General features: G+C 71.4%; 26 protein-coding genes. 16 read left to right on the forward strand and 10 right to left on the reverse strand.

The genetic code is table 11. From position 1 onward, the window contains the following. Nucleotides 1–39 precede the first annotated feature (39 nt). Nucleotides 40–636 carry a response regulator transcription factor gene (locus tag LCN96_RS43800; protein ID WP_225268292.1) on the forward strand — a complete coding sequence of 199 codons (597 nt, stop codon included), beginning with the start codon at nt 40–42 and terminating at the stop codon, nt 634–636. Nucleotides 637–845: 209 nt separating this feature from the next. On the opposite strand, the gene LCN96_RS43805 is transcribed toward LCN96_RS43800, so the two are convergent. After that, a complete protein-coding gene (locus tag LCN96_RS43805; protein ID WP_225268293.1) occupies nt 846–1,958 on the reverse strand; it encodes a PP2C family protein-serine/threonine phosphatase in 1,113 nt (370 codons plus the stop codon). 118 nt (nt 1,959–2,076) lie between these two features. Between LCN96_RS43805 and LCN96_RS43810 the strand changes: the two genes are divergently transcribed. Further along, on the forward strand, nt 2,077–3,306 hold the full coding sequence (locus tag LCN96_RS43810) for a GNAT family N-acetyltransferase (RefSeq protein WP_225268294.1): 1,230 nt from the start codon (nt 2,077–2,079) through the stop codon (nt 3,304–3,306). A 15-nt stretch (nt 3,307–3,321) separates the two neighbouring features. Continuing rightward, the gene (locus LCN96_RS43815; RefSeq protein ID WP_225268295.1) at nt 3,322–3,468 is read left to right on the forward strand and encodes a hypothetical protein; all 147 of its coding nucleotides are present in this window, start codon (nt 3,322–3,324) and stop codon (nt 3,466–3,468) included. Nucleotides 3,469–3,517: 49 nt separating this feature from the next. On the opposite strand, the gene LCN96_RS43820 is transcribed toward LCN96_RS43815, so the two are convergent. Next, nucleotides 3,518–3,985, reverse strand: a complete 468-nt coding sequence (locus LCN96_RS43820; RefSeq protein WP_225268296.1) for a ribose-5-phosphate isomerase — start codon at nt 3,983–3,985, stop codon at nt 3,518–3,520. A gap of 94 nt (nt 3,986–4,079) precedes the next feature. Between LCN96_RS43820 and def the strand changes: the two genes are divergently transcribed. Both def and LCN96_RS43830 read left to right on the forward strand, forming a co-directional pair. Next, nucleotides 4,080–4,565 carry a peptide deformylase gene (gene def / locus LCN96_RS43825; protein WP_225268297.1) on the forward strand — a complete coding sequence of 162 codons (486 nt, stop codon included), beginning with the start codon at nt 4,080–4,082 and terminating at the stop codon, nt 4,563–4,565. Between the two features lie 9 nt (nt 4,566–4,574). Continuing rightward, entirely contained in the window at nt 4,575–5,306 is a 732-nt protein-coding gene (locus tag LCN96_RS43830) for an SDR family oxidoreductase (RefSeq protein ID WP_225268298.1), read from the forward strand. Nucleotides 5,307–5,348: 42 nt separating this feature from the next. On the opposite strand, the gene LCN96_RS43835 is transcribed toward LCN96_RS43830, so the two are convergent. Further along, entirely contained in the window at nt 5,349–6,752 is a 1,404-nt protein-coding gene (locus LCN96_RS43835; RefSeq protein ID WP_225268299.1) for an aldehyde dehydrogenase family protein, read from the reverse strand. Nucleotides 6,753–6,901: 149 nt separating this feature from the next. Continuing rightward, on the reverse strand, nt 6,902–7,519 hold the full coding sequence (locus LCN96_RS43840) for a DsbA family protein (RefSeq protein ID WP_225268300.1): 618 nt from the start codon (nt 7,517–7,519) through the stop codon (nt 6,902–6,904). A gap of 89 nt (nt 7,520–7,608) precedes the next feature. Here LCN96_RS43840 and pepN point away from each other — a divergent pair, with 89 nt between their 5' ends. The 3 genes from pepN to LCN96_RS43855 all read left to right on the forward strand — a co-directional run bounded on the left by pepN (nt 7,609) and on the right by LCN96_RS43855 (nt 12,870). Beyond that, nucleotides 7,609–10,170: an aminopeptidase N gene (pepN, locus tag LCN96_RS43845; RefSeq protein WP_225268301.1), complete on the forward strand. Its 2,562-nt coding sequence runs from the start codon at nt 7,609–7,611 to the stop codon at nt 10,168–10,170. 94 nt (nt 10,171–10,264) lie between these two features. Next, nucleotides 10,265–11,689 carry a serine/threonine-protein kinase gene (locus tag LCN96_RS43850; protein WP_225268302.1) on the forward strand — a complete coding sequence of 475 codons (1,425 nt, stop codon included), beginning with the start codon at nt 10,265–10,267 and terminating at the stop codon, nt 11,687–11,689. Nucleotides 11,690–11,916: 227 nt separating this feature from the next. After that, nucleotides 11,917–12,870 carry a hypothetical protein gene (locus LCN96_RS43855; protein ID WP_225268303.1) on the forward strand — a complete coding sequence of 318 codons (954 nt, stop codon included), beginning with the start codon at nt 11,917–11,919 and terminating at the stop codon, nt 12,868–12,870. A 321-nt stretch (nt 12,871–13,191) separates the two neighbouring features. On the opposite strand, the gene LCN96_RS43860 is transcribed toward LCN96_RS43855, so the two are convergent. After that, nucleotides 13,192–13,554: a DUF5130 family protein gene (locus LCN96_RS43860; protein WP_225268304.1), complete on the reverse strand. Its 363-nt coding sequence runs from the start codon at nt 13,552–13,554 to the stop codon at nt 13,192–13,194. Between the two features lie 7 nt (nt 13,555–13,561). Further along, complete coding sequence (locus tag LCN96_RS43865; protein ID WP_225268305.1) at nt 13,562–13,852, reverse strand: hypothetical protein; 291 nt, start codon at nt 13,850–13,852, stop codon at nt 13,562–13,564. Between the two features lie 213 nt (nt 13,853–14,065). On the opposite strand from LCN96_RS43865, the gene LCN96_RS43870 reads away from it, so the two are divergent. The 5 genes from LCN96_RS43870 to LCN96_RS43890 all read left to right on the forward strand — a co-directional run bounded on the left by LCN96_RS43870 (nt 14,066) and on the right by LCN96_RS43890 (nt 18,942). Beyond that, complete coding sequence (locus LCN96_RS43870; protein WP_225268306.1) at nt 14,066–14,893, forward strand: nuclease-related domain-containing protein; 828 nt, start codon at nt 14,066–14,068, stop codon at nt 14,891–14,893. 497 nt (nt 14,894–15,390) lie between these two features. Then, nucleotides 15,391–17,229, forward strand: coding sequence for a dihydroxy-acid dehydratase (gene ilvD, locus LCN96_RS43875; protein ID WP_225268307.1), 1,839 nt, complete (start codon nt 15,391–15,393; stop codon nt 17,227–17,229). Nucleotides 17,230–17,337: 108 nt separating this feature from the next. Beyond that, complete coding sequence (locus tag LCN96_RS43880; RefSeq protein WP_225268308.1) at nt 17,338–17,865, forward strand: WYL domain-containing protein; 528 nt, start codon at nt 17,338–17,340, stop codon at nt 17,863–17,865. Nucleotides 17,866–18,001: 136 nt separating this feature from the next. Then, nucleotides 18,002–18,595, forward strand: a complete 594-nt coding sequence (locus tag LCN96_RS43885) for a serine hydrolase (protein ID WP_225268309.1) — start codon at nt 18,002–18,004, stop codon at nt 18,593–18,595. After that, nucleotides 18,595–18,942, forward strand: coding sequence for a hypothetical protein (locus LCN96_RS43890; RefSeq protein WP_225268310.1), 348 nt, complete (start codon nt 18,595–18,597; stop codon nt 18,940–18,942). The genes LCN96_RS43885 and LCN96_RS43890 overlap by 1 nt, the downstream gene beginning before the upstream one ends. Nucleotides 18,943–18,969: 27 nt before the next feature. Here LCN96_RS43890 and LCN96_RS43895 read toward each other — a convergent pair whose 3' ends face one another. From LCN96_RS43895 to LCN96_RS43905, 3 genes are read right to left on the reverse strand one after another with little or no spacing between them, the layout of a single operon-like run. Then, the gene (locus LCN96_RS43895) at nt 18,970–19,191 is read right to left on the reverse strand and encodes an FmdB family zinc ribbon protein (RefSeq protein ID WP_225268311.1); all 222 of its coding nucleotides are present in this window, start codon (nt 19,189–19,191) and stop codon (nt 18,970–18,972) included. Between the two features lie 42 nt (nt 19,192–19,233). Beyond that, nucleotides 19,234–20,031: a GNAT family N-acetyltransferase gene (locus tag LCN96_RS43900; protein ID WP_225268312.1), complete on the reverse strand. Its 798-nt coding sequence runs from the start codon at nt 20,029–20,031 to the stop codon at nt 19,234–19,236. Between the two features lie 45 nt (nt 20,032–20,076). Further along, nucleotides 20,077–20,583, reverse strand: coding sequence for an HNH endonuclease (locus LCN96_RS43905; RefSeq protein WP_225276194.1), 507 nt, complete (start codon nt 20,581–20,583; stop codon nt 20,077–20,079). A 283-nt stretch (nt 20,584–20,866) separates the two neighbouring features. Between LCN96_RS43905 and LCN96_RS43910 the strand changes: the two genes are divergently transcribed. Beyond that, on the forward strand, nt 20,867–22,924 hold the full coding sequence (locus LCN96_RS43910; RefSeq protein WP_225268313.1) for a prolyl oligopeptidase family serine peptidase: 2,058 nt from the start codon (nt 20,867–20,869) through the stop codon (nt 22,922–22,924). A gap of 1 nt (nt 22,925) precedes the next feature. On the opposite strand, the gene purU is transcribed toward LCN96_RS43910, so the two are convergent. After that, complete coding sequence (gene purU, locus LCN96_RS43915) at nt 22,926–23,780, reverse strand: formyltetrahydrofolate deformylase (protein ID WP_225268314.1); 855 nt, start codon at nt 23,778–23,780, stop codon at nt 22,926–22,928. A 184-nt stretch (nt 23,781–23,964) separates the two neighbouring features. Here purU and LCN96_RS43920 point away from each other — a divergent pair, with 184 nt between their 5' ends. After that, nucleotides 23,965–24,921, forward strand: coding sequence for an inorganic phosphate transporter (locus LCN96_RS43920; RefSeq protein WP_225268315.1), 957 nt, complete (start codon nt 23,965–23,967; stop codon nt 24,919–24,921). Continuing rightward, the gene (locus LCN96_RS43925) at nt 24,918–25,568 is read left to right on the forward strand and encodes a DUF47 domain-containing protein (protein WP_225268316.1); all 651 of its coding nucleotides are present in this window, start codon (nt 24,918–24,920) and stop codon (nt 25,566–25,568) included. Before LCN96_RS43920 ends, LCN96_RS43925 begins: the two co-directional genes overlap by 4 nt. Nucleotides 25,569–25,627: the final 59 nt, after the last annotated feature.

The raw sequence follows: 25,627 nt of genomic DNA on the forward strand, positions 1-25,627 counted from the left end.
ATCGCACGATCACTCTGGGAGACGACGGAGGGGGACGTCTTGATCCGCATACTGATCGCCGAACATGTGCCGTTGGTTCGCCGTGGTCTGCTGGCCACCCTTGGGGCCGAGCCCGACCTGCGGGTGGTGGCAGAGACCGGGCACGGGGAGGAGGTGGTGCGCGCCGCGTTGTCGTCCGAGGCCGACGTGGCCGTGCTGGACCTCGACCTGCCGGGGCCGCCGGTGACCGGCGAGCTGGCCGAGCGGGTGCCGCGGTGCCGGGTGCTGATCCTGTCGGCCGCACCCAATCCCGGGCAGGTGCGCGAGGCGCTGGCCGGGCCCGCGCTGGGGTTCATGAGCCTGTGCGTGCCGCCCGAGCGGCTGGCCGAGGGGGTGCGCCAGGTCGCGGCGGGGCGGCAGGCCATCGAGGCGGAGCTGGCCGTGGCCGCGCTGCAGTGCGCGTCCAACCCGCTGACCAGGCGGGAGCTGGACGTGCTGCGGATCGCGGCGGGCGGGGCCCGGTCGACGGAGATCGCCGACGAGCTGTTCCTGTCGGTGGGCACGGTGCGCAACCACCTGTCGCGCATCATGTGCAAGACCGGCGCGCGCAACCGGCTGGACGCCGTGCGCATCGCCAGCGACTGCGGCTGGTTGTGAGGGGACGCGGCGGCTACGGCTTGCGAGGGGGACCAGGCACGTACAGCTTGTGAGGGGACGAGGCGCGTACGGTGACGGGACCCGGAGGAGCCGCGCCGCTCCGCCGGGGCCCGAACACCTAGAGGATCCCAGCCGGGCAGAGCCCGCTGCCAGTGACCGCCATCACGACCGGCCCGTGTGAAACGTCACGGGTGCGCGGGCGTGCGGCCTCACGGACGCCAGATGAGCACCAGCGCGCAGTCGTCGTTGTGACCGGAGGACATGGCGTTGACCAGCGCCCTGGCGCCGTCACGGAAGCCGGAGGGCAGCAGCCGCTCCGCCTCGCCGAGCAGCCGGTCGAGGCCGGCGTCGATGTCGCGCCCCGGCTGCTCGATCAGCCCGTCGGTGAACAGCAGCAGCGCGTCGCCCTTGCGCAGGGTGCCGCTGTCGGGCTCGCAGTGCAGGTCGGGCACCACGCCGAGGACCACGCCCTTGGCCGAGGCGACCTGCCAGTTGCCGGTGCCCGCGTCGAACTTGACCACCGGCGGATGCCCGGCCGAGGTGATCGTGTAGTCGCCCGTCGCCAGGTCCAGGCGTACGTGCACCGCGGTCACGAACCCCTCGTCGCCCCGCTGCCTGTGCAGGTAGGCGTTGCACGCGGGCAGGAAGTCCTCGACCGAGCCGAGCAGCCCGCCGAACGTGCCCGACAGCAGCAGCGCCCTGGTGCCCGCGTCGACGCCCTTGCCCGACACGTCGACCAGGGCGATCTCGACGGAGTCGCCGTCGCGCATGGACACCAGGAAGTCGCCGCCGAACGAGGAGCCGCCCGCCTGCTTGAGCACCACCTTGCCGCCCCAGTCCTTGGGCAGCGGGGGCAGCTCGCCCTGGCTCCTGAGCCGGTCGCGCAGCTCCAGCAGCATGGCGTCGCCGCGCAGCCCCTGCACGCCCAGCTTGCCCCTGGTGCGGGCCATGAGCACGGCCAGCACGGCGGTGAACGCGATGGTCACGGTCAGCCCCAGCCCGACCCGGCCCGCGCCGAGGTTGGCGGCCACGTACGCGAGCGCGGCCCCCACCCCGACGAGCAGCTTGACCAGGCTGGCCAGCCTGAGCTGGAGCCCGCCGACGAGGGTGACCAGGATGAGCAGGGACGGCGAGAACCACTCGTTGGAGACCTCGGCGGCCAGGAATCCGATGACGAGCGCCACCACGACCAGCGCGGCGAGCAGGTTGCGGTCGCGGGACAGCACCCGCCGGACCAGGCGCACGACAGGCACCAGACCCGGCACCCGTACCAGGGCCGCACGGACCCGTGGCGGAATGAGCGGCGCCGGACGGGAACTCATGATGCGCCTGACTGTATCGGTCTGACCCGTGTTTGGGCAGCCCACTTGACCAACGCCTTGATCATTAAGGGCGTATATTAGGTGGCCGTCCCCCTTTGCCCGCTCCTACCTTGGACGGATGACGTATCCCATCCGCCCGATTGACGAGCCCGAGTGGCCGGCCTTCTCCAGGGTGAACGAAGAGGCGTTCGGCTGGACCCCGCACCCCAAGCAGGTCGAGAGGTTCAAGGCCCAGACCGAGTTCGACCGGACCCTCGCCGCCTTCGACGGCGAGCAGATCGTGGGAGTCACCGGCGTCTTCAGCCTCACCATGACGGTGCCCGGCGGGCAGCTCCCCGTCGCCGGCGTGACCGCCGTGAGCGTGCTGGCCTCCCACCGGCGCCGCGGCGTGCTGTCCTCGCTGATGCGCAGGCAACTCGCCGACATCCGCGAGCGCGGCGAGTCCGTGGCCGCGCTCTACGCCTCCGAGGCGCTCATCTACGGCCGGTACGGGTACGGCAGGGCGGCCGGTGAGCTGTCGTTCACCATCGACAGCCACCGTTCCGCGTTCGTCCCGGGCGCGCCGCAGGACCCCGCGCTCCGGCTCAGGGTCGCCAAGCCCGCCGACGTCCGCGGCGAGCTGGAGAAGGTGTTCGCCACCGTCGTCACGCGTCGGCCCGGCCAGTACGAGCGCGTCGAGCAGACCTGGACCGCCGTGCTGGCCGACGAGGAGTACGACCAGCACGGCGCGGGCTCGCTGCGCTCGGTCCTGGCCGAGGACGACGGCGGGGTGCGCGGTTACGCCCTGTTCCGCATCAAGTCGTCCTGGGACGAGGCCGGCGTGCCGAACGGGACGCTGAAGCTGCACGAGCTGGAGGCCACCGACCCGGCCGCCTACGCCCTGCTGTGGCGCAGCGTGCTGGACCGCGACCTCGTCACCAAGGTCGAGGCGGGCGGCCGGCCGATGGACGACCCGCTGCTCGCGCTGATCGCCGACCAGCGCCAGCTGCGCCCGCGGTGGTCAGACGAGCTGTGGGTACGCCTGGTCGAGGTGGACCGGGCGCTGACCGGACGCTCGTACGCGGCGCCCGTCGACACGGTGATCGAGGTCGAGGACGACGTGTGCCCGTGGAACGCCCGCCGCTGGCGGCTCACCGCCGACCTGACGGGTGCCGAGTGCAAGCCGGTGGAGGAGGAGCCGGACGTGACGCTGCCGGTGGCCGCGCTCGGCTCGGCCTACCTCGGTGACGGGACGCTGGGCGAGCGGCTCGACGCGGGGCTGCTGCGCGAGCACTCAGCCGGTGCCGTGCGCAAGCTGGCCACCGCCATGTCGTGGAGCCCGAAGCCGTGGGCCGGCCTGACGTTCTGACGTAGGGTCGACGGTATGGCGCTGCAGAGCTTGCAGATCACGGCGGTCGTCGCCATGCGCGCCCGCGACGTGTCGCGACCGTCGAAGGAGCAGCAGGAGGCCGCCGACCGGCGGCCCCTGCGCGATGAGATGCCCAGGCGCGACCCCAAGCGCAAGGGCTGAACCGGCACGTCGCCGCCCGCCCCTGCCAAGGGGAGGGCGGGCGTGGCGGTCACGGCAGCGAGGGCAGCTGGCCGATCGTCTCGTAGGTGGTCAGCTGGGCGATCCGCCTGCTGTGCCGCTCGCTCCCGGAGAACGACGTGCCGAGGAACACCTCCACGAACCGGGTGGCCTCGTCGAGGGAGTGCATGCGGGCGCCGACGCTGACGACGTTGGCGTTGTTGTGCTCGCGGGCCAGGCTGGCGGTCTCCTCGCTCCACGCCAGGGCGGAGCGGATGCCGCGCACCTTGTTGGCGGCGATCTGCTCGCCGTTGCCCGAACCGCCGATGACCACCCCCAGGCTGCCGGGGTCGCCGGCGACGCCTTCGGCCGCTCTCAGGACGAACGCGGGATAGTCGTCCTCGGCGTCGTAGACGAAGGGACCGCAGTCGGTCACCTCGTGCCCGTGGTCCTTCAGCCAGGACACCAGGTGGTTCTTGAGCTCATAGCCGGCATGGTCGGCACCGATGTAGACACGCACCCGTCCAGTCTTCCACAGCCCCGCCGATCGGGCTCGCCCGCTAGAGTAAGGACCGCACCGCAGCCCAGTCCTTACACCGCGAAAGCAGAGAGCCATGCGAGAGATCCGCGTCATCGGCGATCCCGTCCTGCGCACGCCCGCCGAGCCCGTGACGGACTTCGACAGGGAGCTGCGCCGCCTGATCGAGGAGATGTTCCAGGCCATGTACGCGGTCAACGGCGTCGGTCTCGCGGGCCCGCAGATCGGCGTGTCGCGCAGGCTGTTCGTCTACGACATCGCCGGGCGCAAGGGCCACGTGATCAACCCGGTGCTCACCGTGGACGACCTCGAGGACGTGCTCGACGAGGAGGGCTGCCTGTCCGTGCCCGACCGCCGCACCCGCCAGCCGATCTACGCCACGGTCGCCCGCGCCGCCGGTGTCACCGTCGAGGGCCTGGACCGGCTGCAGCGGCCCGTGCGCGTCAAGGCCCGCGGCTCGCTGGCGCGCTGCTTCCAGCACGAGACCGAGCACCTCGACGGCAAGCTGTACGTCGATCGCCTGCCGCGAAACGAGGCCCGGGAGATCATGCTCAAGGCGTAGCTTGACGGCATGAGCGTACTTTCCGGAAAGGGCGCAGTGGTTACCGGAGGCTCCCGGGGCATCGGCAAGGCCATCGTGGAGCGACTGACCAGCGACGGAGCGGAAGTCGTCTTCTGTTACCAGAGCTCGGCGGAGGCCGCCGAGCAGGTGGCCAAGGAGACCGGCGCGCACGCCGTACGCGCGGATCTCGGCAGCAGGGAAGATCTGCGGCGGCTGTTCGCGGAGGCGGAGGCGCGGCTGCCCGGGGTGGACATCCTGGTCAACAACGCCGCCACCAACGAGTCCAAGAAGCTCATGACCGACATCACCGACGAGGAGTACGAGCGGGTGTTCGCGGTGAACACCCGGGCCGTCTTCCTGGCCATCCAGTGGGCCGGGCGGGTGATGCGCGACGGCGGGCGCATCGTCAACCTCTCCTCGCTCAACACGCAGGTGCCCGCGCCGACGCTGGCGCTCTACTGCGGCAGCAAGGGCGCGATGGAGCAGTTCACCAAGGTGGCGGCGCGGGAGCTGGGGCCGCGCGGGATCACGGTCAACACCGTGTCGTCGGGGGCCACCGAGACCGACATGCTGCGGGAGGCCAACTCGCCCGAGACGCTGGCGCAGCTGCCCACCCTGACCGCGTTGCAGCGGCTGGGCAGGCCCGACGACCTCGCGGCGGTGGTCGCGTTCCTCGCCGGGCCCGACGGGCGGTGGGTCACCGGGCAGAACGTGCTGGCGACCGGCGGCCTGTTCCTCTGAAGCGATGCCCCGGGGAGCCGCCCGGCTCCCCGGAGCATCGGCCTACAGCTGCAGCGACTTGACCTCGAGGTACTCCTCCATGCCGTGCTCGCCCAGCTCGCGGCCCACGCCCGACTGCTTGTAGCCGCCGAAGGGCGCCAGCGGGTTGAACCGGCCGCCGTTGATCGACACCTGGCCCGTGCGCAGCCGCCTGGCGACCGCGACCGCGTGCTCCTCGGTGCCCGCCCAGACCGCGCCGGCCAGGCCGTACTTGGTGTCGTTGGCGATCTCGACGGCCTTGTCCTCGTTGGTGTACGGGATCAGCGAGAGCACCGGGCCGAAGATCTCCTCCTGCTCGATCGTCATCCCCGGCTCCACGGCCGCGAACACGGTGGGCTCGACGTAGTAGCCGCGCTCGTGCGGCCGCTCGGTGCCGCCCGCCACCAGCCGCGCGCCCTCCTCCTGGCCCCTGTTGACGTAGCGGATCACGCGGTCGCGCTGGGTCGCCGACACCAGCGGGCCGATCTTGGTCGAGCCGTCGAAGGGGTCGCCGACCCGGTAGCCGCGCGCGGCCTCGACGGCCAGGTGCACGGCCTCGTCGTACTGGTCGCGCTGGACGATCATGCGGCTCCACGCCGAGCAGGTCTGACCGGCGTTGACGAAGCAGTTGGCCACGCCGACCTTGACGGCCAGCGGCAGGTCGGCGTCGGGCAGGATGATGTTGGCGGACTTGCCGCCCAGCTCCAGCGCGACCCGCTTGACGGTCTCGGCGGCCAGCGCGGCCACCCTGCGGCCCGCGGCGGTGGACCCGGTGAAGGAGACCATGTCCACGCCGGGGTGGGCGGCCATCGCCTCGCCCACGACCGGGCCCCGCCCGCTGACCAGGTTGAACACCCCCGGGGGCAGCCCGACCTCGTCGAAGATCTCGGCCAGCGCGTACGCGGCCAGCGGCGCCACCTCGCTCGGCTTGAGCACCACGGTGCACCCGGCGGCCAGCGCGGGCGCGACCTTGCACACGATCTGGTGCAGCGGGTAGTTCCACGGCGTGATCGCGGCGACCACGCCGATGGGCTCCTTGACCACCAGGGAGTTGCCGACGCGCGACTCGCGCGGGTGACTCTCGGCCAGGTCGGCGTAGGAGGCCAGGACGGCCGCCGGCATGAGCGTCTGCACCTTGAGCGCGAAGCCGAGCGGTGCCCCCATGTCGGTGGCGATCGTCTTGGCTATCTCGTCGGCGCGCTGTTTCAGCAGGTCGGCTGCCTGGGCGAGGAGCTTGCCGCGTTCGCCGGGGGCCGTGCGCGACCATGCGGGGAAGGCTTTCCCGGCTGCGGCCACCGCCGCCTCGACATCGTCGGGAGAGCCCGCGGGCACCCGGTCGATGATCTCCTCGGTGGCCGGGTTGACGACCTCGATGGGGTCGTCCGATGCCGAAGCGGTCCAGGAGCCGCCGATATACAGCTGACGCATAGGCCCATCCTTACAGTGACCCAGGCCACATGGCGAGGGCTCATCCTGACCGGAGGATGAGCCCTTTCCCCCGCCACCTGCTTTATTACTCCGGCGTATCAGTCGAACCCGCGAGCCGGTCGAACCGGCGGGCCTGCCGGACTGCCCGGTCAGTCGAACTGCGGGCGCTTGGTGCGCGTGCGCTTCAGCTCGAAGAAGTCGTCGTACTGGGTGACCATGAGCACGCCGTCCCAGAGCCTGCCGGCGTCCTCGCCGCGCAGAATCCTGGTGATGACGGGGCCGAAGAAGGCGTTCTCGCCGACGCGGATGATCGGGGTGCCGACCTCCTGGCCGACCAGGCCGATGCCCTCGTCGTGGGAGGCGCGGATGACGTCGTCGTACTCGTCGGAGTGCATGGCGTCGGCCAGGCCGCGCTCCAGCCCGGCGTCGTCCAGGGCGCCCTCGACGACCTCGCGCAAGCGCTCGGGGTCCTTGATGCCCTGGTTGTGCAGGCGGGTGCCGAGCCCGGTGTAGAGGGGGCCGATGACCTGCTCGCCGTGCTTGGCGGCGGCCGCGGCGACCGTCCTGATCGACCCCATGGCCCTGGAGGCCCGCTCGAGGTAGTCCGCGGGGACGTCCTTCTCCTCGTTGAGGAAGTACAGCGACATCATGCGCCAGCGAGGCTCGATGGGGCGGACCTTCTCCACCTCCAGCAGCCAGCGCGAGGTCACCCACGCGAACGGACACGAGGGGTCGAACCACAGGTCCACGGGAATCTTCTCTGTCATGTCTGCCCGTAACCTGAGGTGGTTCGGGTCCTATTCCCGGCATGGCAGGATACGGACAACCCCGACGAAGTGGTGAAAAGGAGCGCAACTTGGCAGGCAACCTGACCCGGGACGAGGCTCGTGAGCGCGCCCGGCTGTTGAAGGTCGAGTCGTACGACGTCGCACTCGACCTGACCGAGGGAGAGGAGCGCTTCGAGAGCGTCACCAAGGTCCGCTTCACCAGCACCACGCCGGGGGCGTCCACCTTCATCGACCTGCACGGCGCGAACGTCCGCAGGGTCACGCTCAACGGCACCGACCTCGACGCGTCCGCCTACGACGCCGACAAGGGCCGCTTCCCGCTCCCCTCGCTCGCCGCGTCGAACGAGCTGCTCGTGGACGCCGACTGCACCTACATGCGCACCGGCGAGGGCCTGCACCGCTTCGTCGACCCCGTGGACCAGAAGGTCTACCTGCACAGCCAGTTCGAGACGGCCGACGCGCACCGCATGTACGCCTGCTTCGACCAGCCCGACCTCAAGGCCACCTTCCAGCTCACGGTGCTGGCCCCGGCCGACTGGGAGGTCGTCTCCAACTCCGCCGCCGCCACCGTCGAGGAGCTGCCGGAGCAGGCAGGTAAGCACGGCACCGTCCAGGCGGCCAGGCGGTGGGAGTTCGCCCCCACGCCCGTCCTGTCGACGTACATCACCGCGCTGGTAGCCGGTCATTACCACAAGGTGACCGCCGAGCACGACGGCATCCCTCTCGGCGTCTACTGCCGCTCCTCGCTGGCCGAGCACCTCGACGCCGACAACATCCTCGAGGTCACCCGCCAGGGCTTCGACTTCTTCCACCGCGTGTTCGGCGTGCGCTACCCGTTCGGCAAGTACGACCAGCTCTTCGTGCCCGAGTTCAACGCCGGCGCGATGGAGAACGCGGGCTGTGTGACGTTCCTGGAGGACTACGTCTTCCGCTCCCGCGTCACCGACGCCCTCGTCGAGCGGCGCGCGGAGACGATCCTGCACGAGATGGCGCACATGTGGTTCGGCGACCTCGTCACCATGCGCTGGTGGGACGACCTGTGGCTGAACGAGTCGTTCGCCACCTACATGTCCGTGCTCGCCCAGGCCGAGTCCACCCGGTGGACCAGGGCGTGGACCACGTTCGCGAACGTGGAGAAGACCTGGGCCTACCGCCAGGACCAGCTCCCCTCCACCCACCCCATCGCCGCCGACATCCCCGACATGCAGGCGGTCGAGGTCAACTTCGACGGCATCACGTACGCCAAGGGCGCCGCGGTGCTCAAGCAGCTCGTGGCCTACGTCGGCCTCGACAACTTCCTGGCCGGCGTGCGTGACTACTTCGCCGCGCACGCCTGGGGCAACACCGAGCTGGAAGACCTGCTCAGCGCCCTGGAGCGGACCTCGGGGCGTGACCTGTCCTCCTGGTCGAAGGAGTGGCTGGAGACCTCCTGGGTCAACACGCTGCGCCCCGAGTTCGAGGTGTCAGGTGGCCGCTTCACCTCCTTCGAGGTGGTGCAGGAGGCGCCGGTCGAGCACCCCACGCTGCGCTCCCACCGGATCGCCGTCGGCCTCTACTCGCTGGACGGCGGGAAGCTGACCCGTACCAAGCGGGTGGAGCTGGACGTCGTCGGCGCCCGGACGAGCGTCAGCCAGCTCATCGGCGAGGAGCAGCCCGACCTGGTGCTGCTCAACGACGACGACCTGACCTACGCCAAGATCCGCCTCGACGCCGACTCGCTGCGGACGCTGGTGAACGGTGGCATCAACGCGTTCACCGAGTCCCTGCCGCGCGCCCTGTGCTGGACGGCGGCCTGGGACATGACCCGCGACGGCGAGCTGTCCGCCCGCGACTACGTCAAGCTGGTCGTCTCCGGCGTGGCCACGGTCAGCGATATCACCGTCCTGCAGGCCGTGCTGCGGCAGGCGCGCCTGGCCGTGCAGCAGTACGCCGACCCCGCCTGGCGGGCCGAGGGCCTGTCCGTGCTGGCCACCGAGCTGCGCACGCTGCTCGACGAGGCCGAGCCGGGCTCCGACCAGCAGCTGTCGTATCTGCAGGCGTTCGCGGCCGTGGCGAACTCCGAGGAGGAGCTGAGCCTGGTGCAGGCCGTGCTCGACGGCACGTCGGTGCCCGAGGGCGTGACCGTGGACGCCGACCTACGCTGGACCCTCGTGCAGGCCCTCGTCTCCGGTGGCCGCCTGGGCGAGGCCGACATCGAGGCCGAGCTGGAGCGGGACCCTACGGCGACGGGTGAGCGCTCGGCCGCCCAGTGCCGGGCGGCCATCCCGACCGCCGAGGCCAAGGAGGCGGCCTGGGCCCGGATCGTGGGCGGCCGGCTGGCCAACCACATCGCCCGCGCCACGATCGGCGGCTTCCAGGACCCGCGCCACCCCGAGCTGATGGCGCCCTACCGCGAGAAGTACTTCGCCGAGGTGGGGCGGATCTACCAGGAGTGGACGTTCGACCAGGCCTCGACGTTCGCCGTCGGGTGCTTCCCCGCGCTGCTCATCGAGCCCACCACGGTGCGGGCGGCGCACGACTTCCTGTCCGCCGCGCAGCCGCCGCAGGCGCTGCGCCGGCTCATCCTGGAGGGCGCCGACGGTGTCCGCCGCGCCCTGCGCAACAGGGAGAAGGACGCCGCCTCCGCCTGACGTCCCAGCCCGGCCGCCGGCCCGCGCCACGACGGCGGGGGCCGGCTGCGCCGTCTTGACGCTGGCATCCAGGGCGCGGTGTTAGCCTCGAAACGTGCTAGGCCCGGGGTCCGCCCTCAACGACCGCTACGTGCTCGGCACCCGCATCGGTGGCGGGGGCATGGGCGAGGTGTGGCGTGCCGACGACACGGTCCTCGGGCGCACGGTGGCGGTCAAGGTGCTGATGCCCGCGCTCAGCGAGGACCCGACCTTCGCCCAGCGCTTCCAGAACGAAGCCAGGGCCATGGCCACGCTCACCCACCCCGGCGTGGTCGACGTCTACGACTACGGCATCTGCGACGTCGAGGGCCGCCGGGTCAGCTTCCTGGTCATGGAGCACATCCAGGGCGAGTCGCTCGACCGCGTCCTGCGGCGGCGCGGGCCGCTCGGCGTCACGGCCACCATGCGCCTGGTCGCCGAGGTCGCCGACGCGCTGGCCGACGCGCACGCCCAGGGCATCGTGCACCGCGACGTCAAGCCGGCCAACCTCATGGTCAGGCCGGGCGGCAGCGTGGTGCTCACCGACTTCGGCATCGCCCACTCCGCCTCCGCCGGCCAGCTCACGGCCACCGGCACGATGCTCTGCTCGGCCGGCTACTGCGCGCCCGAGATGGCCACCTCCAACGAGGTGACGCCCGCCGTCGACGTGTACGCGCTGGGCGTGGTGGCCTACGAGTGCCTGAGCGGCCACCTGCCGTTCCAGGGCGACACCCCCATCCAGATCATCTTCAAACACCTCAACGCGCCCACCCCGCGGCTGCCCGAGGACGTGCCGATCGGGGCGCGGCAGGTGGTGGAGCGGGCGCTGGAGAAGGCGCCCGGGGCGCGGTGGCTGTCGGCGCCGCAGATGGCCGAGGCCGCCCGCTCGGCGCTCGCCTCCCCCGCGACGCCGGTGATCTCCGACGCGTCCGGTACGGTGCCGGCCTCCCCCGTCCCCACCACGACGGCGGGAAGCGCGGTGCCCGGCATGACCACCACCCACGGCGCCGTCGAGGATCCCGGTAAGACGACCACGCCCGACAGGACGGCGGCGTCGCGGCGGCGGCGCCGGACACTGCGGGCGGTGATCACCGTCTCGGCGGCGGTGCTCGTGTCGGCGGCCGTGGCCGGGTTCGTCTGGCTGCGGCCGACCGAGCAGGCCGCCAGGTACGAGGTGCCCACCCCGGCCGTCAGTGAGAGCAGCCCCGAGGACCTCCTGCCCACGGCTCCCTCGTCCTCCAGCGGCAGAAGGCACACGGCGGAGCCCACCAAGCGCGATCCCACCCCGCGGGCGACGCGCGCCACCCGCTTGCCCTCCCCCAGCCCGACGGTCACCACGTCCAGCCCGCCGACGGAGAGCCCGTCCGCCACGCCGACGACGTCCGAGCCTGAGGAGCCGACGGAGGAGCCCACCACGCCTGGGCCTGAGGAGCCGACGGCCGAGCCGACGATCACCAGCCAGCCCGGCGAGATCCAGTGCATCCGGGCCCCCTGCCCGTGACCGGCACCACGTCGCCGTCGGCGATCGCAGGCGTCCACGCGTGATCGGTGGCGAGTCGTGCCCGCCCGTGACGACGCCGCTCGGCCGTGGCGGGCACCGTCCCTCGCCCTGACGCGCCGGCCCTGTCCCCTTCCCCTGGCCGGAGCGGTGGCCGGGAAGATCAGCCGGGGGCGACACCCATGGGCCTCATGTCCGTAATCCCTCTCTGATCGTGAGAAAGTCATCGCGTGGACTCGACTCGTGACCTGTTCGTCGCCCTTGCCCGCCGTTACGCCTTCGCCGACCTCGGCGCGCTCGCGCCCGTCGCGGAGATCGCGGAAGTGTGCGAGTTCGGGCAGCGGCTGCTCTCGCTCGACGCCGAGGACTTCGCGGCCGAAGCCCGGGTGGTGCCCGCCGACCTGCGCCGGCGCGCCAGGGCCTGCCACATGCCGCAGACTCCGCGCGAGCAGCCACGGGGAGCGTTGGAGTCGCTGCGTCCCGCGTACGGGCTGCTGCTTGAGGTCATCGCCGTACGGTGGCACCGGCGCGAGCTGAGCCCCATGATCGCCGCGGTGCACATCGCCAGCGAGTACCTGCCGCTGCTGGCCTTCGAGCCCCAGCTCGGCCATGCCGGCGACCCGGCCAGGTGGCCGGTGGGGCTGAGCGCGGCGGGGAGCAGGTTCGGCGTGATCGGCGATCGGGAGTGCGACCACACCAAGTCCGAGCAGTCCGCCACCAACCGGACGCTCCGGGTCTCAGGCGAGCCCGCGGAGGGCTGGCGCGCGTACTTCGACCGCCAGCACAGCCAGGTGGCCGGGGCGCTCGGCGTGTGCGTGGCCACCTGCCGCAACCCCTGCACGGCGATGGACTGGATCGATCCGGAGCCGCGCGCTGATTTGCAGTCGCGGGCCCGTACAGCGCTGGCCTTCGCCGAGACCCCGCTCGTCCGCCTCCGGCACGCGGCTCCGGTCGGGCACGGGTTCGGGGTGCCGTCGCCGGAGGAGGTGCTCGACGCGTGGGAGCGCAGCCGGGCGGTGCTCGACAAGAATCCCATCGGCACGGCGGCGCTGAAGGAGGACGGCTTTCCGCTGCCGGGGCTGCCGTCGCTCTTCTCGGCCATCGCCGACGCGGCCATCGAGCCGTCCACGCTGCTGCACGGGGTCAGCGAGCACATCGTGACGCTGCTCGAACGCCAACCCTGAGGCACCTGGCCGGCGGCTCGCCGCCCGCGTCCTAAGCGGCTTAGGGCGCGGGGAGCGCAGGGCGGCCCTGCGCTCCCCGCGCCCCACGCCTGCCCGTACGTGCGCTGCCTGCTCGTGCGTGCGCTGCCCGTGCCTGAGCCGGCCACGCACGTGCTGCCTGCGCACGCCGTAGCAGCGCACGCCGTAGCAGCGCACGCCGCGCATGCGCTTGCGCTTACGGGGCTTGAGGCCATGCGCGCCCTGCACCGCCCTGACCGGTCCAGGGCGGCACGGGCAGGACGCGCACGACGCCGGGCGCGTACGTGGCGAACGGGCGGTGGGTCAGCGGCGGGCGGTCGCCTGCTCGCCGAGAGCCCCGATGCCGTACAGCAGCCCACCGATCAGATCCCCCACACTGAACGCCGTGGCCATCGACATCGCAGTCATCCGGCAAGCGCCGTCGCTCAGCCGCCTCCGCGCGTTCTCGCCCGTCACGATCTCCAGCCCCCGCCCCTGCGGATCCACGAACACCACCACGGCATCGTCGGCCTCCGCGCCCAGGGCGGCGTGCAGGCGTTCGGCGAAGTGCCGGCGTCCGCCCACCGGGTCGCCCAGGAACACGCCGAACCGCAGCCCGCTGCGCCGCTCCGCCGTGTGCAGGGCCTTGCGTAGGTCGTCGCCCTGGGCGGCGGTCAGTCCCTTCATGGTCACCTCACCATCCCGCCGAGGCGCCGCCGACGCGGCTGCCGGGTTCCGCCGTCTCGGCGGCGGTGACCCAGTCGTGCTCGGGCACCTCCGCCCACGCCGCAACCCTGTCGGCCAGTACGAGGCCCGACGTGCTCACCCCACGCTCGCTCCTGGAAGGCCCTCCAAGCCACACGGGGCCCGCTTCGAGCCGGCGCTGCGCCCCGCGCCCCGGCACCATGACGAGCAGGGTGATCAGCACGAACAGTCCCATGGACACGCCGATGAGAAAGAGCAGAATCTCCGCCGCGCTGTTCACAACAAGACCGTAAACCTCGTCAGCGGGCTCGGCCAGACCCGTCGTGGGTGTCGCCTGCACCGCGCGTTAAGATCTTTTACGAAGCGGGGCATCTCTAGAGAAGAACAGTAGACATACCCCGAAAACATGCGTGGAACACGATGAGCTGGGCCATAAAACTATGGACACGGCAACACTAGGAATCGATCGAATCCCCGGGCTACGGTGAGTTACGTGGACTCCGACAACCAGCGAGAAGACGGTCACAACGCGTCACCCATCTGGGTGAGCGACCGGCCAGAAAGCGAGCAGACCGCCGCCGCGAAGCCTTCGGCGCCCACCTCCACGTACGCGCCGGTCGAGCGCGCGTCCGTGCGTAGCCTGCTGCAACAGCCCCGGTTCCGCCGCCTGCGCAATCGCGCGATCCTGGCGGTGGTCGCCGGCCTGGTAGTGGGCTTCCTTGTGAGCGACTGGCGGGTGGGTGTGACCGCGGGTGTGATCGCGGCCATCCTGGAGGCGGTCTACCGCGCTCGTTCCAACTCCTCCGTGCCGGCGTGGCGGCGGGCGTCCGTGGCAGAGCGCCGTACGGAGGCGCAGTTGCGCAGGCTTGAGCGCAGCGGCTACCGCACCCTGCACGCCAGGGCGATCCCGGGCAGCGAGGCCCAGATCGACCACCTCGTGGTGGGCCCGACCGGCGTGTACGCGGTCGACTCCGAGAAGTGGGACCGCAGGCTGCCCGTACGCGTGCAGATGGGCAAGAAGCTGTTCCACGGCCCGTTCGACATGAAGCCCCGCCTCACCGAGGCCAAGTGGGAGGCGACGCAGGCCAGCGAGCTGATCAGCAAGTCGTTCGGCCGCGAGGTGTCCGTCGTGCCCTCGCTGGCGATCTACGGCCCGCCGGTGCCATGGAAGATCATGAACATCCGGGGCGTGGACGTCTACCAGGGTGACCGGGCCCGTAAGTGGATCACGAAGCGGGAGCGGGCGCTGACGACCGCCGAGATCGACCGGATCTTCGACATCGCCGCGCAGGTGCTGCCCGCCCGATACGGCGAGGGCTGATCCTGCCGAGCGATTCCGCCGCTCCCGCTCTCCCGCTGATCCCGCCGTTCCCGCGTTCCGAGGGCCGCCAGCCTCACGCCGAAGCCGTCGAGGCGGGCGGCCGGCTCCATGCTCGGCGGCAGCGCCGTCGGGCGCCCTTGCCGCCGCACAGGCCGACACGGAGCTCCCCGGCTCCCCGGCTCACCGGCTCCCCGGCTCGCGTCAGGCGCCACGCACGCGGGCAGGCGCCGTACACGGCCGCACCATCAGCCCTCGCACAGCACCGCGCAGCCGTGCGGATGCCCGGTCGGCCCGCGGGCGGGTCTATCGTGGGTAGGGAGTCGCCGACCCCGCCGGGGCCACCCCACAGGGCTGCCCCGCGCCGCATGTGATCTCCCACCCGGGTTCTCGAGTGTCGTCGGCCTCGGTCGCCATACCGTCCGAGCAGTGGACAAGCGTCTCATTCACCGGGCGGTGGCCGTAACATGTGAAGACTCGCCAACGATGGGAGATGCCCAATGCCCGCCCTCAGGTCACGTACAGTCACCCACGGCAGGAACATGGCCGGTGCCCGGGCCCTGCTCCGGGCGACCGGCGTAGCCGGGAGCGACTTCGGCAAGCCCATCATCGCCGTGGCCAACAGCTTCACCCAGTTCGTGCCGGGGCACGTGCACCTGCGCGAGGTCGGCGACGTGGTGTCCGCCGCGATCAGGCAGGCGGGGGCCATCCCCCGCGAGTTCAACACGATCGCGGTCGACGACGGCATCGCGATGGGTCACGGCGGCATGCTCTACTCGCTGCCGTCGCGGGAGCTGATCGCCGACGCCGTCGAGTACATGGTCAACGCCCACTGTGCGGACGCGCTGATCTGCGTGTCCAACTGTGACAAGATCACGCCGGGCATGCTGCTGGCCGCGTTCCGGCTGAACATCCCGACGATCTTCGTCTCCGGCGGGCCCATGGAGGCCGGCAAGACGCCGGGCAAGAAGCTCGACCTGATCGACCCGATGATCGCCTCCGCCGACGACTCCGTCTCCGACGCCGAGCTGCTGGAGATGGAGGAGAACGCCTGCCCGACGTGCGGCTCGTGCTCGGGCATGTTCACCGCCAACTCCATGAACTGCCTGGCCGAGGCCATCGGCCTGGCGCTGCCGGGCAACGGCACGATCCTGGCCACGCACAAGGCGCGCAAGCAGCTGTTCGAGGACGCAGGCCGCCAGCTCGTCGAGATCACCCGCCGCTACTACGAGGACGGCGACGAGTCGGTGCTGCCGCGCTCGATCGCCTCCCGCGAGGCGTTCGAGAACGCGATGACCCTCGACGTGGCGATGGGCGGCTCCACCAACACGATCCTGCACATCCTGGCCGCCGCCCGCGAGGCGCAGGTCGACTTCGGGCTCAAGGAGATCAACGAGATCTCGCTGCGGGTGCCGTGCCTGTGCAAGGTCGCCCCCGCCACGGCCAAGTACCACATCGAGGACGTGCACCGCGCCGGCGGCATCCCGGCCATCCTGGGCGAGCTCGACCGGGCCGGTCTGCTGCACCGCGACGTGCCGACCGTGAACGGCGGCACCCTCGGCGACCTGCTGGCCCAGTGGGACGCCATGTCCCCCGCGGTCAAGCCGGAGGCCGTGGAGCTGTGGCACGCGGCGCCCGGCAACGTGCGCACGGTCAAGGCGTACTCGCAGGACAACCGCTGGGACGACCTCGACCTCGACCGCGAGAACGGCTGCATCCGCGACCGCGAGCACGCCTACACCGCCGACGGTGGCCTGGCCGTGCTCTACGGCAACATCTCGCGCGACGGCGCGGTGGTGAAGACGGCCGGCGTGGACGAGTCGATCTGGAAGTTCAGCGGGCCCGCGGTGGTGTTCGAGTCGCAGGAGCAGGCGGTCGAGGGCATCCTCGGCGGCAAGGTCAAGGCCGGCGACGTGGTCGTCATCCGCTACGAGGGCCCCAAGGGCGGCCCCGGCATGCAGGAGATGCTCTACCCGACGTCCTTCCTGAAGGGCAAGGGCCTGGGCAAGGTGTGCGCGCTGGTCACCGACGGGCGCTTCTCCGGCGGCACCTCCGGGCTGTCGATCGGCCACGCCTCCCCCGAGGCGGCCGAGGGCGGCACGATCGCGCTGGTCGAGGACGGCGACATCATCGACATCGACATCCCCAGCCGTTCGATGGAGCTGCGGGTGCCGGAGGCGGAGCTGGCCGCGCGGCGCGAGCGGCTGCTGGCCGACCTGGGCGGCTACCGGCCGCGTGACCGTGACCGGCAGGTGAGCGTGGCGCTGCAGGCGTACGCGGCCATGACGACGTCGGCCTCGACGGGCGCTTCGCGCGATCTGTCGCAGTTGTCGCGGTAGTCACCGTTTCCTGTGCGGCGGGCGAGTGGGTTCTCGCCTGCCGCACAGGCACCTGTCTTCCCGGACAGACTTTCGAAAATTGTCGGTGCTCATCCCTATTGTTGGGGTATGACGACAGTCGTGAAGCACGATACTCGCCCGCTGACGACCGCCGAGATCGCCGCACTCGCCCTCTCCCTCGCCCACCTCGGCGCGGGGCCCCAGGCCGTCACCGCCAGGCGTGGCCTGCAGCACGCATTCGAGCACCTCGACCTCGACGACGACGTCATCGCCACCACGCTCACGACGCTGACCGAGCCGCTGCCCGTCGACGTCGCCTCCCGGGCCCGGCTGATGGCCGACGCCATCACCAGCCGGCTCATGATCCGCCTGCACTACCGCGACGCCTCGGGGCTCGTCACCTCCCGTGACGTCGAGCCGGTCACGTGCCTGGTGCACCGCGAATACTGGTATCTCGTCGGCGTGTGCAAGCTGCGCCGCGCGATCAGGGCGTTCAGGTTCGACCGGATCATCGCGGTCGAGCCCACGCTGACGCCGTCCCGGCCGCACCTGGCCGATCGGTTCCTGCCGTTCCAGCGCCGCAAGCGCCGTGCCGTCACGGCGACCGAGTCCGGCAAGCGCAGGCTGACCGCCTGACCACGCCGGTCGGCGCAAGCTGACCGCCTCGTCCACGCCGGTCGGCCTACGCTGACCGCCTGACCGTGCCGAAACTGGCCGCTGTTTGACCATCGGTCCCCCGGCCGTTGGCCGAGCGGCTGGCAGGCTCCCGCACATGCGCGTACGGGAGTCCTCGCTCTTCGCCGTCCTGCTGCTCGCCACGTCCGCCAGCGCGGCGCCCGCCACCGTGGCGCCGCGCCCGGTCACGCCGACCGGCCGGACGCCGGCGACGGTCGCCGAGAGCGCACTGCCACCCGCCGAGCGGCGCGCCCTCGACCGCGCGCTGGAGCGTTACCTGCGCGAACGTCCAGGACGAGCGGCGCTGGCCGTGCACGACCGCACCACCGGCGCCAGGTACGCCTTCCGCGAGCGCACCCCGTTCATGCTGGCCAGCGTGGCCAAGGTGGACATCCTGCTGGCGTTCCTGCTGGGCAAGGACGGCCGGCGGCTGAGCGCGTACGAGCGCAGGCTGACCTCCCGCATGATCCGCCAGAGCGACAACGACTGCGCGGGCGAGCTCTACCTGACGATCGGCGGCCGAGACGGGCTGGGCCGGGCGCTGCACCGGCTCGGCGTGCGCCACACGGTGCCGGGCACGTCGTGGGGCTACACCCACAGCAGGCCCTCCGACCAGAGAAGGTGCTGGAGCGGCTCACCGGCCCCGGAGGCCCGCTGCCCGCCAGGAGCCGGCGCTACGCCCTCGGCCTGATGTCGTCGGTGGAGCCGTCGCAGGCGTGGGGGGTCAGCGCGGCGGCCCCGAAGGGGGAGGTGGCGCTCAAGAACGGGTGGCTGCCCGCCGAGGTGCACGACGGGCTGTGGACGGTCAACAGCGTCGGGCGGCTCGTCGTACGCGGGCACGAGCTGCTCATCGCCGTGCTGTCGGAGCGCAGCCCCGCCATGGGCAACGGCGTCGCCACGGTGGAGCGGATGGCCCGGCTCGCGGTCAGGACACTGGTCCGCGCCGGTGCCGGTGTCGAGGCGCGACGGCCGGACGGGGTCGAGGCGCAGCGGCCGGACGGGGTCGAGGCGCAGCGGCCAGAAGGGGTCGGGGTGTAGCGGCCCGAAGGCGTCAGGGTGTAGCAGCTAGGAGGAGCAGCACCCGCCACCGCAGCAACCACCGCCACCCCCACCGCCGGCGGCGGCTCTGGGCGCGGCGGCGCCGCCCGTCATGGCGACCGTGGACAGCAGCTTCACCGTGTCGGCGTGACCTTCGGGGCAGGTCGCCGGGTCGTCGGAGGCCGACATGGGACGGGACACCTCGAAGGTGGAGCCGCAGGCGCGGCACCGGAAGTCGTAACGCGGCATGCGCCCATCCTAGCCGCGATCGCCGACCGCGCAGGGGGCCCGCTACCGGTAGGTGACGTGCGCGTAGTCGGAGACGGGCTCGTAGCCGATCGCCTGGTAGATGGCGTTGCTGGTCGGGTTGGCCAGGTCGGTGAACAGCACCACCTGCTCGCACCGTTCGGCCAGCGCGACCCGGCTGGCGTACGCGGTGACGGCGGCCCCGTAGCCGCGCCGTCGGCGGGACGGCGGCGTGTAGACGGGGCCGATGCGGCACACCCCGCCGGCCTCGGGGGAGAGCCCGGCGAACGAGACCGGCGCCTGGTCGGCCTCCCACACGAACAGCTCGCGGCCCTCCAGCCGCCGCACCACCCGTTCGACGATGTCGCCCTCGCCCATGCCCGTCTCGTCGCCGAACGCCTGGTACCAGCTCACCAGCAGCGGCAGGTCGGCCGCCACCGCGAGCCTGCCCCGGCCGGGGGTGCCGGGGGCGGCGAGCGTGCCGAGGCGGAAGAGCCGCTCGGAGACGATCCGCGCCGGCGTGCCGAGCAGCCGGGTGGCCTCGACGGTCACCTCCAGCGGGCCCACGAACACGGGCAGCTCCCCGTCGAGTGCCTCCAGCAGCGGCGCGACGGCCTCGACGGGCACGGCGAAGAGCCCGGCGGGGAACGGCGGGGTGTGGAAGACCGCCCCGCGGATCTCACCGTCGACGGTCCACCATCCGTAGCGGGGGTCCTTCACGGGCATGCCCGCGCGCAGGTTGGCCAGGACGGTCAGTGGCACGGTGTTGCGCACCGGGTCGCCGAGCAGGAACGGCTCGGCGACCGCGGCGTACTCCTCAACGGATGAGGTGAAGGTCCACATGCCTGCTCATGGTGTCAGGGATGCGGCCCCGCGCTCAACGCCGTTTCAGGCTGCTGCCTCCAGGTAGGGCGCCCATTGCGGGTCACCGGCGAGCGAGGCGCCGATGAGCCGCCAGTGGGCGCCCCGTGGCACCGCAGGGCTGACGCGCAGCGTCCACCCCAGCTCCTCCAGGTACTTGTCGGCCTTGCGGTGGTTGCACGTGGTGCAGGAGGCCACGCAGTTCTCCCACGTGTGCGTGCCGCCCCTGGACCGGGGGATGACATGGTCGATGGTCTCGGCCTTCTGCCCGCAGTAGGCGCAGCGGTAGTCGTCGCGCCGCATGAGGGCGGCCCTGGTCAGGGGGATGCGGGACCGGTAGGGGATGCGGACATATCTGCGGAGCCTGATCACCGAGGGAACGTCGAGCGTGCGGCTGGCGGACCGCAGCACGGCACCTCGGCCGTCACGATGGACGACATCGGCCTTCTCCCGCAGCACGAGCACGACGGCCCGGTGCAGCGAGAGGGTGGTCAGTGGCTCGTAGGTGGCATTCAGCAGCAGGACCTGGCGCATCATCGGGCCTCTTCCCGCTGCGCGCGTATCAAAGGGGACATGCCGCGGCATGTCCCTCCTGTCGGCCCCTCCTGGGGCACTCGTGCTTCCGTCACGTGGACCTCCGCCGGACGGTCCAGCGGATGGTCACCACGGCACCGTCCTGTCACCAAGTCTGGCGTTTGCACCGTGGTCCCCGCCACCCCAAAAACCTCCTGCCGGAATGACCAGAGGGACGCACGGTACGTTTTATGCCCGCTCTACCAGCGCTTTACGCATGCCCTTTGGCAGTAGGGTTCCTGACATGACGCGAGAGCCGTACCCGACAGCACGTCGCGAGGACATCGTCGACATCCTGCACGAAACCCCTGTCCCAGACCCCTACCGGTGGCTCGAGGACCCCGACAGCCCCGAGACCAAGGGGTGGCTGCTCGCGCAGGCCGAGCTGTTCGGCGCGGAGCGCGGGCCGCAGCGGTTCAAGGACCGGATCGCCGAGCTGCTCAGGTCCGGCTCCGTGGGGGTGCCCGCCTGGCGCGGCGAGCGCTACTTCTTCTCCCGGCGCACCCCCGACCAGGAGCACGCGGTCTACTACGTGGTCGAGCCCGACGGCACCGAGCGGGCGCTGGTCGACCCGATGGCGCTCGACCCGTCCGGGCTGACCACGCTCGACGCGGTGCAGCCCGACAAGGAGGGGCGCCTGCTGGCGTACCAGATCTCCGTGGGCGGCAACGAGGAGTCGGTGCTCTACGTCATCGACGTGGCCACGGGTGAGCGGGTCGAGGGGCCGATCGACCGCTGCCGCTACTCGCCGATCGCGTGGCTGCCCGGCGGTGAGGCGTTCTACTACGTACGCAGGCTGCCGAGCACCGAGGTGCCGGAGAACGAGACGCAGTTCCACCGCCGCGTCTACCTGCACCGCGTCGGCACCTCCACCGAGGACGACGTGATGATCTTCGGCCAGGGCCTGAAGATGACCAACTACTACGGCGTGTCGGTCTCGCGTGACGGCCGCTGGCTGCAGGTGTCGGCGCACGAGGGCACGGCGCCGCGCAACGACGTCTGGGTGGCCGACCTGACCGCCTCGCCGCTCGACCGGCCGGCGCTGAAGGTCGTACAGGAGGGCGTGGACGCGCAGGTCGGGCTCTCGTTCGGGCGCGACGGCAAGCTGTACGTGCACACCGACCGCGACGCGCCCAGGGGCCGGGTGTGCGTCACCGACCCGGCGGAGCCGGGCTACGACACCTGGCGCGAGCTGATCCCCGAGCACCCCGAGGCGGTGCTGAGCGACTTCGCGATCCTCGACGACCTGGAGCGCCCGGTCATGCTGGTGGGCTGGACCCGCCACGCGATCAGCGAGATCAGCGTGCACGACCTGGCGACCGGCGAGCACGTCGGCGAGGTGCCGGTGCCGGGGCTCGGCTCGATCGGCGGCATCGCCGAGCGCCCCGAGGGCGGCTACGAGGCGTGGTTCGGCTACACCGACAACACCACGCCGCCCACCATCCAGCGCTACGACGCCCGCACGGGCGAGACCACGCTCTGGGCGGCCTCCCCCGGCACGGTCGAGGTGCCTCCGGTGCGCACCGAGCAGGTGGTCTACCGCTCCAAGGACGGCACCGACGTCCGCATGCTGATCATCTCCCCCGCCGGCGAGTCGTCCGGCCCGCGCCCGACCATCCTGTACGGCTACGGCGGCTTCGGCCTGTCCATGACGCCCGGCTACTCCGCCTCGATCCTGGCCTGGGTGGAGGCCGGCGGCGTGTACGCCATCGCCAACCTGCGCGGCGGCGGCGAGGAGGGCGAGGAGTGGCACCGCGCGGGCATGCTGGCCAACAAGCAGAACGTCTTCGACGACTTCCACGCCGCGGCCGAGCACCTCATCGCGACCGGCGTGACCACGCCCGAGCAGCTCGGCATCTCCGGCGGCTCCAACGGCGGCCTGCTGGTGGGGGCCGCGCTGACGCAGCGCCCCGAGCTGTACGCGGCGGTGGTCTGCTCCGCGCCGCTGCTCGACATGATCAGGTACGAGAAGTTCGGGCTCGGCGCCACCTGGAACGTCGAGTACGGCTCGGCCGACGACCCCGAGCAGTTCGGCTGGCTGTGGGGCTACTCGCCCTACCACCACGTCAGGGAGTCGGTGGCCTATCCGGCGACGCTGTTCACCGTCTTCCAGTCCGACACGCGCGTGCACCCGCTGCACGCGTGGAAGATGTGCGCGGCGCTGCAGCACGCCTCGACCGCCGACCGGCCGGTGCTGCTGCGCAACGAGACGGAGGTCGGCCACGGCGCCCGCTCGGTGAGCAGGTCGGTGGACCTGTCGGCCGACACGCTGACCTTCCTGGCCAGGCACACCGGCCTGTAGGTCACCGGGGGAAGACGATGGTCTTGTGGCCGTCGAGCAGCACCCGCTGCTCGGCGTGCCACTTGACCGCCCTGGCCAGCGCCAGGCACTCCACGTCGCGCCCGATGGCCACCAGGTCCTCGGGAGAGTGGCTGTGGTTGACCCTGGCCACCTCCTGCTCGATGATCGGGCCCTCGTCGAGGTCGGCGGTCACGTAGTGCGCCGTGGCGCCGATGAGCTTGACCCCGCGGTTGTGGGCCTGGTGGTAGGGCTTGGCGCCCTTGAACGACGGCAGGAACGAGTGGTGGATGTTGATCGCCCGCCCCGCCAGCTTCCCGCACAGGTCCTGTGAGAGCACCTGCATGTAGCGGGCCAGCACCACCAGATCGACCTGGTAGTGCTCCACCAGCGCGAGCACCTCGGCCTCCTGCTTCGGCTTGGTCTCGGGGGTGACCGGCAGGTGGTGGTAGTCGATGCCGTTGGACTGCGTGAGCGGCCGCAGGTCGGGGTGGTTGGAGACGACGGCGGCGATCTCGATGTCGAGCGCCTTGGACCGTACGCGGTAGAGCAGGTCGTTCAGGCAGTGGTCGAACTTGCTCACCATGATCAGCACGCGCGGCTTCCTGGCCACGTCGCGCAGCTTGAACTCCATGGCGAAGTCGGGCGCGAGCGCGGCGAAGGCGGCGTTGAGGGAGTCCTCCCCCAGCTCTCCCGCGAACTGCACGCGCATGAAGAAGCGCTGGCCCACCCTGTCGCCGAACTGCTGGCTCTCGATGATGTTGCATCCGTGCCCGGCGAGCAGGCCGGAGACGGCGGCCACGACCCCGGGCCGGTCGGGACAGGACAGCGTCAGGATGTATTCGGCGGGGCTGGTCATGCCTTCACTCTCGCGAACGTCTAAGTGCTCGAACGTGGTGGTGCTCGTAGCCTGAGACGAGGGTACCGGCGACGAGACGTTGCAGACGCGTGACCGAGATCGCAGCAACGTTTCGTCCCCTTTGGGTAGTTGATCGGTCTCCTGGAACGTGTGTGTCCCGCTGAGCCGGGACGGGTTGGAGTGCGTGCCCTTGGACGCCGTCGTGCTGATCGTGGTGGCCGGCCTGTTCGCCGTCGTGTCCGGGGTCAACGACGGAGGCGCGCTCCTCGCGACCGGGCTGAAGCTGCCCGCGGTGCGCCCGGTGACCGGGATCGTGGTGCTGACGGTGTTCGTCGCGGCCGTACCGCTGGTCACGAGCCAGGTGGCGGTGACGTTCGTGACCCGGCTGGGCTCCTTCCGCGACCCGGGCGGCCAGTTCGCGATGGTCGTGGCGGTGGTCTCGGCGCTCGCCGTGGTGAGCGTGCTCAGCGCCAAGGGCCGCCCCACCAGCCTGACCCTGGCCGTGGTCGGCGGGCTCACCGGCGCGGGGCTGGGCTGGGGGCTGCGGGTCTCGCCCGACTGGGTGGCGCTGGTGCTGGCGTTCGGGCTCGCCGCGCCTTTCGTGGGCGGGCTGCTGGCGTGGGTGTTCATCCGGTTGCTGGTGGCCACGACGACGGCGCGCGGGCTGTGGCGCTGGCACTGGGCGGGTTTCCTGCTGGAGACGATCGCGTACGCGGCCAACGACGCGCAGAAGATGCTGGCCGTGTTCATGATCGCGGCAGGGTTCACCGGGGCGCCGGTCGAGTACACGGTGGCGGCGGCCGTGCTGTTCGCGGCCGGCACCCTGTACGGGCTGCCCAAGGCGGGCCGCACGCTGAGCCGCGAGATCATCGTCTCCCGGCCCCCGCACGGCGTGGCGGCGGAGCTGGCCGCCGGCACGGCGGTCATCGGCTGCGCGGCGGTCGGCATGCCGGTGAGCATGACGCAGGCCATCGCGGGCGGCCTCATCGGCGCCGGCGTCGCGCAGGGCGGCGGCCGGGTCCGCTGGCACGCGGCCGGCAAGATCGTCGCCGCCTGGCTGCTGACGCTGCCGGCGAGCGGGCTGCTGGGCTGGGGGCTGGCCCTGCTGGTCAAGGGGTTCGCGAGCGTGGAGCTGTCATGAGGGGGAGTACCGGTGTGAAACGGCTGCGGCGAATCAGGGACCTGATGACCGGGCGCATGGACAGCGCGCTCACCGAGGCGCTGCTCGGACAGCTGGAGGCCACCAAGGAAGGGGCGTGGCTGGCCATGGCCATGATCGGCGGCGAGGTCGGCAGGACGGGGGCGCACGAGCAGATGCGCTCGATCGAGCACCTGGGCGACGAGGAGCGGGCCCGGCTCATCGACGAGCTGAAGACCGCCCTCGTCACGCCCATCGACCGGGAGGACCTGTTCCGGCTGTCGCGCTCGATCGACGACGTGCTCGACTCGCTGCGCGACTTCGTCAGGGAGTCGCATCTGTACCGGGTGCCGGACCAGATCCGCTTCACGCCCATGCTGGACCAGGTCATCGTGGGCATCGAGGCGCTGGAGGAGGCCGTACGCAGCCTCGCCGCCCGCCCGTCGGCCGTCTCCCACGACGCGCTGGAGGCCAAGAAGGCCGGTGGGGCGATCCGGCGGATGTACCAGTACGAGATCTCCCGCATCTTCTCCGGCGAGCTGACCGCGAACGCGATGAAGGAGCGGGAGCTGGTGCGCCGGCTGGAGATCGTGGGGGTCGCCATCGGCGAGGCGGCCGACGCCATCGCCGACGGAGCGATGAAGCGGTGAAGCGGTGACAGGTCACCGCCGGAAAGGATCTCCCCTGGCTTGGTTGCCCGGCTCTCCCC

This window comes from Nonomuraea gerenzanensis, from assembly GCF_020215645.1.
Classification (GTDB): Bacteria; Actinomycetota; Actinomycetes; order Streptosporangiales; family Streptosporangiaceae; genus Nonomuraea; species Nonomuraea gerenzanensis.

Bases quoted from the DNA above. Each gene is read 5' to 3' on its own strand.
- purU (WP_225268314.1), bottom strand. From the start codon at position 23,780: ATGACCAGCCCCGCCGAATACATCCTGACGCTGTCCTGTCCCGACCGG.
- LCN96_RS43815 (WP_225268295.1), top strand. From the start codon at position 3,322: ATGGCGCTGCAGAGCTTGCAGATCACGGCGGTCGTCGCCATGCGCGCC.
- LCN96_RS43835 (WP_225268299.1), bottom strand. From the start codon at position 6,752: ATGCGTCAGCTGTATATCGGCGGCTCCTGGACCGCTTCGGCATCGGAC.
- LCN96_RS43830 (WP_225268298.1), top strand. From the start codon at position 4,575: ATGAGCGTACTTTCCGGAAAGGGCGCAGTGGTTACCGGAGGCTCCCGG.
- LCN96_RS43885 (WP_225268309.1), top strand. From the start codon at position 18,002: ATGCGCGTACGGGAGTCCTCGCTCTTCGCCGTCCTGCTGCTCGCCACG.
- LCN96_RS43880 (WP_225268308.1), top strand. From the start codon at position 17,338: ATGACGACAGTCGTGAAGCACGATACTCGCCCGCTGACGACCGCCGAG.
- LCN96_RS43890 (WP_225268310.1), top strand. From the start codon at position 18,595: ATGTCGTCGGTGGAGCCGTCGCAGGCGTGGGGGGTCAGCGCGGCGGCC.
- LCN96_RS43910 (WP_225268313.1), top strand. From the start codon at position 20,867: ATGACGCGAGAGCCGTACCCGACAGCACGTCGCGAGGACATCGTCGAC.
- def (WP_225268297.1), top strand. From the start codon at position 4,080: ATGCGAGAGATCCGCGTCATCGGCGATCCCGTCCTGCGCACGCCCGCC.
- LCN96_RS43895 (WP_225268311.1), bottom strand. From the start codon at position 19,191: ATGCCGCGTTACGACTTCCGGTGCCGCGCCTGCGGCTCCACCTTCGAG.
- LCN96_RS43900 (WP_225268312.1), bottom strand. From the start codon at position 20,031: ATGTGGACCTTCACCTCATCCGTTGAGGAGTACGCCGCGGTCGCCGAG.
- LCN96_RS43925 (WP_225268316.1), top strand. From the start codon at position 24,918: ATGAGGGGGAGTACCGGTGTGAAACGGCTGCGGCGAATCAGGGACCTG.
- LCN96_RS43810 (WP_225268294.1), top strand. From the start codon at position 2,077: ATGACGTATCCCATCCGCCCGATTGACGAGCCCGAGTGGCCGGCCTTC.
- LCN96_RS43840 (WP_225268300.1), bottom strand. From the start codon at position 7,519: ATGACAGAGAAGATTCCCGTGGACCTGTGGTTCGACCCCTCGTGTCCG.
- LCN96_RS43805 (WP_225268293.1), bottom strand. From the start codon at position 1,958: ATGAGTTCCCGTCCGGCGCCGCTCATTCCGCCACGGGTCCGTGCGGCC.
- LCN96_RS43905 (WP_225276194.1), bottom strand. From the start codon at position 20,583: ATGCGCCAGGTCCTGCTGCTGAATGCCACCTACGAGCCACTGACCACC.
- LCN96_RS43860 (WP_225268304.1), bottom strand. From the start codon at position 13,554: ATGAAGGGACTGACCGCCGCCCAGGGCGACGACCTACGCAAGGCCCTG.
- ilvD (WP_225268307.1), top strand. From the start codon at position 15,391: ATGCCCGCCCTCAGGTCACGTACAGTCACCCACGGCAGGAACATGGCC.